Raw genomic sequence first — 8,519 nt, 5'->3', positions numbered from 1 at the left:
GGCGAAATCGGTAGACGCAGTTGATTCAAAATCAACCGTAGAGATACGTGCCGGTTCGAGTCCGGCCTTCGGCACCATTAGTCAGTACGCAAATCAAGTCGCCTTCGAGCGGCTTTTTTTGTGCCTGAAATTCGACCCTCGCAAGGCTCCTCTCGCTTTTTCAGTCAACATAAGTCAATCTACATCAACTTACTGATGAGGGTACAACTGCGGGTATATTCCGATTCGATAATGTTTGTATTCATCAACTGAATGACCTCTCTCTGTTGCCATCTAGCGTGGGGGAGGAGTGGTTGGTGACTGGGCGATGTGGCAAAGGCATCGTTACGTCAGGTGGTTGGCACAACCGATAGACAAAGCAATGCCTGCCATTACCCGTAAAGATGAATGATATCATCGCCAAACATTACCCAAGTGTACTATCAGAACGGATAACTAAGCTCTGAATAGGGCTACCCTCGACCTTGTTAGCGGTCTGAGTTAGTGAAAATAAACAAATACACACAACACCTGCTGCAGGTACAGATGAGATTGTTATAAGGAAAAGTACGGAAATGATAAAAAAAATTGCCTTCGTATTATTGTTCGGAATGTGTACCCCTGCATTTGGACAGGTTGGTGATGAAGTCGATCGGCTCTACGATCGTATTGAGCAGAAGGATATTGCTGCCTTAAACTCTCTCAAGGAATTAGGTGACAAAAATTCCCCTCATGCACTATCCGTTTTAGGGTTTATTTATGAATTTGGGGTCTCTGTACCAAAAAGCATTGAGCAGGCGATTGGCTACTACCAGAAAGCCTGTGAGCTTGGTGGTAACTTCGGTTGCAGTAACACCAGTTATTTCTATGAATATGGTGTAGGTGTTCCTCAAGATTTAGCACGGGCTCGTCAGCTTAACGATCGTCTCAAAATTGACGATGTACGGAATGTCGAAATATTCTTTGAGTTACGTGATAAGTTTTACGAAGCTAAGGCCAAAGCCGAAAAGGACATATCTATACGGCCACGCCTGATCGAATATCTAGGCCGTTTCTTGACCAATAGCGATGAAGAAACTAAAACGATGCTTAATCGAATGGGGATCGGTCAACGAGATACACTGCGCTTGGCCCGGTTTTGGGCTAAGGACGGTAATCCAGAGCTACTTTTTTCCGTAGGCCATTTTTATAATTTTGGCTATTCCTATGAAACGGATAAAAATATTGAAGCATTGAAATGGTTTCAGCGGGCCGCAGAAGCTGGCAATGCTGAATCGCAAAATATCCTAGGAGTCGTTTACCAGAGAGGAGACTGGGGCACTAAGACGGATCCACAACTTGCAATACAGTGGTTTGAGCGGGCAGCCAAACAAGGAGATCACAACGCCCTAATGAGTTTGGGCAAGATATATTATTTAGGAGAAATAGTTCGCGTCGATTACAACCGAGCATTGACCTTATTTGAACAGGCTTACAAACACCCCGTAATAGATCGTTCCCGACCTACTAAATATTTGAGCTGGATGTATTACTATGGTCAATCCGTTGGGGTGGATTGCGCTAAAGCTTGGGGTTATCGCGTAGAAAACAGGGATAATTCACGTGATGACCAGACTGAAAAAAACAAATTTATTCGTGCGTGTGAAAACGACGAAAAAGAAAGAAAAAAAACAAACCAGACACTGCCGGTATTAACGCTAAATCAGGGTTCGATATATTTTGGTGGAAATGGAGGTACATTAAAATGCGAACTCGAGTTTGACGTCAATACAGATAAACTTGCTGAAATTACCAACTTGAGAATACAGGTCGTGCTCACGAATGATAATGGCGTGGAATCTGAGCGCACCCTGGCTTTTCCACATTTTGGATTAAATACCATGAACGAACGTTTATCGAACCCAGAGGGCAGTTCTTTCTTGTTTTCAACCTTATTGCCGATGGAAACCACCGACTTTTGTCAGCGTAGTGACTTTACTTATCAAGTCAAAACCGCAACAGCAACCGTTAGAGGGCAGGAAATGGATTTATTGCAGCATGGCGTTTTGAAACTCAATCCCCCACTTTCTTGAGCTGACATTGTTCTGAGTACAATCAAGTTGTCGCTGAGCAACAAAAAATGCCTTGGGCATGCTCTCCAGGGCTTTTTTTAGTGCGCCGGGCGCGTCAGCGCAACCGGGTTAGCTGTGGTAGACAACCCGTTGACTTGGAGGTGAAAGTCCTCTACCCACCCGGCAGAGGGAAATGTTAGCCGAACGGCAAGGGAGCCCATCGTGAGGTGGGATGGATCTGAAGGCAAAATGCTGGCCTGACGAACAGGAAGCAGATTAGGCGGCACAGCAGGGTAATTCATTTGTTGTTGAGTGTTATATGCGAGCCCGGCCTTCGCACCATTAGTCAGTACGCAAATCAAGTCGCCTTCGAGCGGCTTTTTTTGTGCCTGAAATCCAGTATCCGTAAGGATTCCTCGCTTTATTGTTGACTTAGCCGAGTCGAATACTCATCCATGCATAGGTATTGCTCACCGGCGTTATTATGGGACATTAACGTTTTACAGTTAACCTTTCAGGACCACCTGAAGCTTTTCTAGCTGTTCATGCCAAGCCTCAGGATTTTCTTTTTTGAATTTCTCCAGATTTAAAATCTTCCATCTAACTGATGGGAAGCTCTGGTAATCATAAATTGTCCAGTCCGGTTCTAAACGGTTCAAACTGAGTAAAAAGGCTTTATCATCCTCTGTCAGGCTGGTTTTCACCGTTTCTATCAATGTTGCTCGTGTTGCTTCATAGTCTTCATAGCTGAACTTGATGGTGCTCATATCTTCAAACTGGTTTTCAAAAGCAATACGGTGATCCTGCAAATGTGGGTCAAGCATTTCATAGGTTGGACGGTTGCTACTCACAAGCCCTAAAATCAGGCCTTTCTTGATCTCTCTGGTAAAGCCTTCCGCTTCGAGTAATAGCTTCACATCGAATAAATCTCTTGGGTGTTGGCGATCAAGAGATGCACAAAGCTTGCCGCCATAGAGTTGTGCAACTGACACGATTGGCATTGCGCAAAATGAGTCAAATTCTTCCTGAGCCGATCCGCATAACTGCATTATGACCTGCTCCCCCAACAACCCACGACCAATCATATTGACCTCGATTTTTATGATGGTCTCATGTTCGGCAACTTAGAGCTTGCAGACTTCGGCCCGATGTAGAACATGGATGGAAGGGCGTAAAGCTTCAATGCGTCGAAGGATCCGCATCAGTGCCTCATTGATTGCAGCCAATGAGGCAGCCCGCTCAGCTATATCAACATACGTAAGAACAATATCGACGGACAACCTCGGCATATCACGCAAAAAGAGGTTGATTGCCGTGCCGCCGTGCATGGCGAAGCATCTTTCTTTTGCTACTTCTGGCAGCACATCCAAAAGTAGTTGAACCTGTTTTTTATAAGCCTTTTTCATCGCGCAGCTCCCAGTTCCTTTGGCACGGTTATCCTGTATTCAGGGATATAGATCCCCCCCTCAACAATGGACCGCTTCCCTGTTCCCAAGTCAATGTTTTGTATATTGATATAGTTAAGCCATTCGTGACCGGCTTTATCAGCCAAATAGAGGAATAAGCGTTTTACTTTCACTGAAGAACAGCTTTCCAGGAGTTTCTGCACCGTAGCAGGCCGTAAATTGTTCAGGCTCTCCATCAGCTCGTACACCTCCATTAATGGCTGACTTTTAGGCGCCAGATAGAGACATTCCATAATTGCACGAGCCGGGCTAGATACCTTCACGCTGAAACTCTTGTGCTCCATTTCCACAAGGCCAAGATCCGGCGGCAGAAAGCTGGATAGCTTGCAGTCGATGTTTACCCCCCAGTCATGTTTATCAAACCACATGGGGAGCTTTTCCCCCAATGTGCCAAATAGCATCACTTTTTTCTCAGCAAGCCCCAGGTAATGCGCTTTGCCCTGCAACGACAAGGCTGTCTTCGCTCCCGGATGTATGGATAACCCCAGTTGCGATTGCAAGGCATAGATCCCGCCAAGGTAATCAACTTGTTCGCCATTACGGATTAAAGCTCCCGTACCTATCGAATTAAGCCATTGACTTTTCTTATATTGTTTCTGTAAGTCAAGGCTATATCCCTGTTTCGTGAGCCATGCGGTGGTGAGCGCTACCCCGGATGGGATAGTACTTAGTAGGATGTTTATTTTTGACTTTTTTTCAGTATTCATACTGCCTTTATAGTCATTTTTTTAAACCTCCACAATATGGGTGGTTTAAATTATTTTCTTTTTGGGTATTAAAAATGCCGTTTTGGTGATTTTAGTAAACTATTCATGAAGAAGCTCCATAACAAGAGATCAGGATAAACGGTAAGGCATTTAGCTCCTAAATACCGCCTGAGCTATCATCATTGGGATCACTTTCGGCTCAATATCGGGCTAGGTCAGTGCGGCAAAATCAAATCAATGTTCGGCGGTTGTCGGTGATGGTACTGCTGATATTGCCGTAGGTATCGCTGATGTGATACTTCACACAGGTGGTCGGGTACAGAGCTGCAACCTTGTCCGCCACTTTGCCAATTCGTTTATTGCGGCATGAAAAATTGGCCAAATCGAAATCGTGGAGATTGGCTTTCAGCAACGGTTTACTTACTCGTCTCGTAACGCTGCGGCTGAAGCGGTTTTTTTCAGGGCACTTTGGCCGACTGGCAACCATTCGGTAACATCGATACAGGTAGATGCGGACACCATAGGGGAGGCGCGTCTTATCAGTAGAATGCTGGCACATACGATGAGCCATCTTGAGTCGGTAAGTTCTGCAGGTCAAAGCCACTGCTACCGTCAAGATTGATAGAGAGGGTGGCATCCCTCTCTGACAGTTCAATACCAATTCCCGCCGCTGAGTTTAGCCCGCTTTCCAGCTCAGCCAGCAAGGATTATCATACGATCGAGACTACAGATCTAGAGAGTGTGCTATGCAACATATCATTGAAGGTTTCCTCAGTTTCCAGAAAGAGATTTTCCCGCAGCGTAAGGAACTCTTTCGCAGCCTTGCCTCCAGCCAGAACCCTAAAGCGCTTTTTATTTCGTGTTCTGACAGCCGCCTGGTTCCCGAGCTGGTGACTCAGCAAGAGCCTGGGCAGCTTTTCGTTATCCGTAACGCAGGCAACATCGTCCCTTCCTTTGGCCCGGAGCCGGGAGGAGTGTCGGCGAGCATTGAATACGCGGTTGTGGCGCTAGGCGTTACTGATATCGTGATTTGCGGCCACTCGAACTGCGGCGCCATGAAGGCTATAGCTTCTTGCCAGTGCCTTGACCCGATGCCTGCTGTTGCCCACTGGCTGCACTATGCGGACGCGGCAAAAGCGGTAGTAGAGAAGAAAACCTGGGATAACGAAATCGACAAAGTTAACGCGATGGTTGAAGAGAACGTGATAGCCCAGCTAAATAATATCAAGACTCACCCGTCCGTTGCCGTTGGTCTGCGCGACAATGCCCTACGCCTGCACGGCTGGGTGTACGACATCGAAAGTGGCGAGATCCGCACGCTGGATAAAAATACCAAGAATTTCGTTTCGCTGGCGGATAACCCCCAGGTCTACTTCGAATAAAAGTTGCTTGGCCTTGGCTATGAAATTGAATCCACGTTACGGCGTGGATTTTTTTTGGGTAGATCTAATCATATGCCTCGTTTAGGCTGTTTCGTTCGCCTTCCCAATATTGACCATTTTCGCTCTTTATTGGTATAGCCGACGCTATCTGTGACGTTCTCACAGGTGGTGGATGGCGTGCTGAGCATGCCAGCTGCTGGGAGCGGCTCTCTGGACTGGATGAGGGGCCCGATGCTGAAAGGGGCAGAAAACTCGGTGCTTTCTGCTTGGCGTCTTTATCTGCTATATTCGGCCAGGTGGAAATTATTTTATGTTATCGGGGGCGAGCAGTTAATGGAAAACGAAGAACATATCAGTAACATTATCAAAACGCACCTCGAAGCGACATTAAACGATCTCGGGGAATTCATCTGGGCGTATGTGGTGTTATCGAAAAAAGATATGTCCTGTATCTTTGGGGTAACCAACTATCCCGGTGAATGGGTAGAACATTATAAAGCCAATGGTTTGCAGTATACCGATCCGGTGGTGATCACGGCGCTGAATCGGCTAACGCCTTTTTCCTGGGATGAGAATCTGATGACGGGGGGAGGGTTTCATTTTTCCGAGCTCTTCGAGCGGGCCAGAAAATTTGGCTTGAATAACGGCTATACGTTTGTATTGCATGATTATAATAATAACCTGGTCACGTTATCTTTTATTCTTGCCCCTGAAACCAGAGCGGAAATAACCCAAACGCTGATCCAGAATAAAGGTGATATCTCCGTATTACTGGCGTCAGTGCATGAAATTTACCTAACCCTGAATTCGCTGTCAGAAAAAAACGCCTCTCGCTCTGAAAAAAGCGCCCAATTTACCGAACGGGAAAACGAGGTCCTCTACTGGGCCAGCGTGGGAAAAACCTATCAGGAGACGGGGATGATCCTGGGGATCACGACGCGTACGGTCAAGTTTCATATGTCCAACATCGTTAAAAAACTGGGGGTAGCAAATGCCCGGCATGCAATACGTCTAGGTGTGGAACTTCAACTGATTAAACCGGTTAGTTGATTACAACGAAGGCTCAGCCGCCAGCGGCCAGTCGTTCAACTTGGCTTCGTCGGCTATGCTGTGCTTGCTGAATATCCTGGCTTTTAGCTTTCTCTGGCTCTCAGAGTCGACATGGCCGAGCAACAGATAGACCGGCTCATTTTTCTCGGAAACACCGGTTTCCAACACGGTGACATTCCAGCCCGAGGTCCTGATGATGTGCATCATCGGATGACTGGCGACGGCAAGAATGCCATCATAGTGATGTTGCTGCGCATAGTTAATCAGTGAGAGAAACAAAGCCATAGTGACGGGAAACTTACGGCCTAGCAGCGAGTGGGTTCTTTCTTTATCCACGAAGAAACGCGTGGATTCAATGTAGTTGCCTTCTGGAATGTTGACATTGTTAAAGAATGAGGAGAATGTACTGTTCAACATATTATGGTATTTCATGTCTATCATCCTGGTTCCGCATATAATCATGCCGTTCTCTACGCCAAAAATATAGTTGGTCTTGTCATTATCAAACTGGTCGACCTCCTTACCGTCCGAACAGTCGACTGCCCATTGCAGTCTGTCTTTAAAAGTATTTTTTCTTAACATAAAGAGATCTTCAGATTTCTCATTGCTCATTGAAGCATAGTTAACGCTGTAAATATTAAACATAATGTCACCTGCGAATGAATATATAGAGATAAGTTCATCCGGTAACATCAGTGAAGTTTCATTAAGAGCATGCCGGTACAGAGGAATGATAATGCTTTTTAATAGATTTACGCTAACCTTATTATAGGAATAAACTGGTTTTTAGCCGGTGCTGGGTAGGGCGTTTTTGGCGACACTCTGGGCTTAAAAGTGATAGGTTTCTTACCGCGTGGGAACCCGAGGGAGCGGCAAGCAACGCGATCGCAGCTACGGCAACTTTTACCAAATTTTGACATCTTTATACAGATAACAGACAACTCGCTGGCCGATACGGGCAAGAATGGAGGCGATTCTTTTGACAAGGAGCTTCACCATGGATCTGAAATGTATTTTTGCGTTATTCACCCTGTCTGTGCTGCCATGGAGTGCCAGCGCCACCCCGGCAGCCCCCAAGGTCGCCGTAAAGTCTGAAGTTGCCTCGCCGGTGGTGTTGGAAAATACCCAAGATAAAAACTACCTGAAAATCTCGTTGGTGGGCTACCCGCTGCCGCAGGAAAAACGCAGCCCGATCAATCTGGCGCTGGTCATCGACCGCTCCACCTCAATGAGTGGCGATCGCATCGAAAACGCCAGAAAGGCGGCGATCGCCGCTGTTAATATGCTCAACGGTAATGACACGCTTTCGGTAGTTGCCTACGACTCCGGGGTTGAGGTGGTGATCCCGGCCACCAAGGTCAAAGATAAAAAGCAGCTGATTGATAAAATCAACAAGAGCATTGAACCGCGTGGGATGACGGCACTGTTTGCCGGGGTGAGCAAGGGCATCGATCAGGTGAGCAAACACCTGGATAAAGAGCAGGTTAACCGCATTGTTCTGCTTTCCGACGGGCAGGCCAACGTTGGGCCAACCTCCAACAGCGAGCTGGCCGAGCTGGCTAAACTGGCGGCCAAGAAAGGTATCGCCATTACCACCATCGGCATTGGTGATGGTTACAACGAAGATCTGATGACTACCATTGCTGGCTATAGCGATGGTAACCATGCCTTTGTTGAGCAATCCAGCGATCTGGAAAAAACCTTCGCCCACGAGTTTAACGACGCGATGTCCGTGGTGGCGCAGGACGTAGTGGTGGTGATCAAAACCGCCGATAAGGTTACGCCGGTTCGCCTGTTGGGGCGTGATGGCAGCATCAGCGGCAATACGGTCACCGTAAAACTGAACCAGCTGTATTCCAATCAGGAAAAATATGTTCTGCTGGA

General features: G+C 46.9%; 8 protein-coding genes and 1 pseudogene. 5 read left to right on the top strand and 4 right to left on the bottom strand.

Annotated elements, in window-relative coordinates; translation table 11 throughout:
- On the top strand, nucleotides 1–196 hold a 196-nt coding region (locus ACLQ7H_RS00860; protein WP_411751036.1), incomplete at its 5' end, for a hypothetical protein.
- Between the two features lie 358 nt (nucleotides 197–554).
- Nucleotides 555–2,051 (top strand): tetratricopeptide repeat protein, encoded by a 1,497-nt coding sequence (locus ACLQ7H_RS00855; RefSeq protein WP_411751035.1) that lies wholly within the window; start codon nucleotides 555–557, stop codon nucleotides 2,049–2,051.
- 485 nt (nucleotides 2,052–2,536) lie between these two features.
- Here ACLQ7H_RS00855 and ACLQ7H_RS00850 read toward each other — a convergent pair.
- The 3 genes and pseudogenes from ACLQ7H_RS00850 to ACLQ7H_RS00840 all read right to left on the bottom strand — a co-directional run bounded on the left by ACLQ7H_RS00850 (nucleotide 2,537) and on the right by ACLQ7H_RS00840 (nucleotide 4,585).
- Nucleotides 2,537–3,436 (bottom strand): annotated as a pseudogene (locus ACLQ7H_RS00850) (nucleotidyl transferase AbiEii/AbiGii toxin family protein).
- Nucleotides 3,433–4,203, bottom strand: coding sequence for a type IV toxin-antitoxin system AbiEi family antitoxin (locus ACLQ7H_RS00845; RefSeq protein WP_411751034.1), 771 nt, complete (start codon nucleotides 4,201–4,203; stop codon nucleotides 3,433–3,435). The pseudogene ACLQ7H_RS00850 and the gene ACLQ7H_RS00845 overlap by 4 nt, the downstream one beginning before the upstream one ends.
- A 229-nt stretch (nucleotides 4,204–4,432) precedes the next feature.
- Nucleotides 4,433–4,585 carry a hypothetical protein gene (locus ACLQ7H_RS00840; RefSeq protein ID WP_411751033.1) on the bottom strand — a complete coding sequence of 51 codons (153 nt, stop codon included), beginning with the start codon at nucleotides 4,583–4,585 and terminating at the stop codon, nucleotides 4,433–4,435.
- Nucleotides 4,586–4,949: 364 nt separating this feature from the next.
- Between ACLQ7H_RS00840 and ACLQ7H_RS00835 the strand changes: the two genes are divergently transcribed.
- The gene (locus ACLQ7H_RS00835; RefSeq protein WP_411751032.1) at nucleotides 4,950–5,585 is read left to right on the top strand and encodes a carbonic anhydrase; all 636 of its coding nucleotides are present in this window, start codon (nucleotides 4,950–4,952) and stop codon (nucleotides 5,583–5,585) included.
- Nucleotides 5,586–5,735: 150 nt separating this feature from the next.
- Nucleotides 5,736–6,635 (top strand): LuxR family transcriptional regulator, encoded by a 900-nt coding sequence (locus ACLQ7H_RS00830; protein ID WP_411751031.1) that lies wholly within the window; start codon nucleotides 5,736–5,738, stop codon nucleotides 6,633–6,635.
- Here ACLQ7H_RS00830 and ACLQ7H_RS00825 read toward each other — a convergent pair whose 3' ends face one another.
- Nucleotides 6,636–7,247, bottom strand: a complete 612-nt coding sequence (locus ACLQ7H_RS00825; protein WP_411751037.1) for an acyl-homoserine-lactone synthase — start codon at nucleotides 7,245–7,247, stop codon at nucleotides 6,636–6,638.
- A 385-nt stretch (nucleotides 7,248–7,632) separates the two neighbouring features.
- Here ACLQ7H_RS00825 and ACLQ7H_RS00820 point away from each other — a divergent pair.
- Nucleotides 7,633–8,519 (top strand): vWA domain-containing protein (locus ACLQ7H_RS00820; RefSeq protein WP_411751030.1); only part of this gene is annotated, 887 nt, incomplete at its 3' end.

It is taken from the genome of Serratia sp. (in: enterobacteria) (assembly GCF_046715635.1).
Taxonomy (GTDB): Bacteria; Pseudomonadota; Gammaproteobacteria; order Enterobacterales; family Enterobacteriaceae; genus Chania.
Note: the sequence above shows the minus strand (reverse complement) of the source record. Positions and strands in the feature narration are given on the sequence as shown.

Bases quoted from the DNA above. Each gene is read 5' to 3' on its own strand.
- ACLQ7H_RS00825 (WP_411751037.1), bottom strand. From the start codon at position 7,247: ATGAGCAATGAGAAATCTGAAGATCTCTTTATGTTAAGAAAAAATACT.
- ACLQ7H_RS00835 (WP_411751032.1), top strand. From the start codon at position 4,950: ATGCAACATATCATTGAAGGTTTCCTCAGTTTCCAGAAAGAGATTTTC.
- ACLQ7H_RS00855 (WP_411751035.1), top strand. From the start codon at position 555: ATGATAAAAAAAATTGCCTTCGTATTATTGTTCGGAATGTGTACCCCT.
- ACLQ7H_RS00845 (WP_411751034.1), bottom strand. From the start codon at position 4,203: ATGAATACTGAAAAAAAGTCAAAAATAAACATCCTACTAAGTACTATC.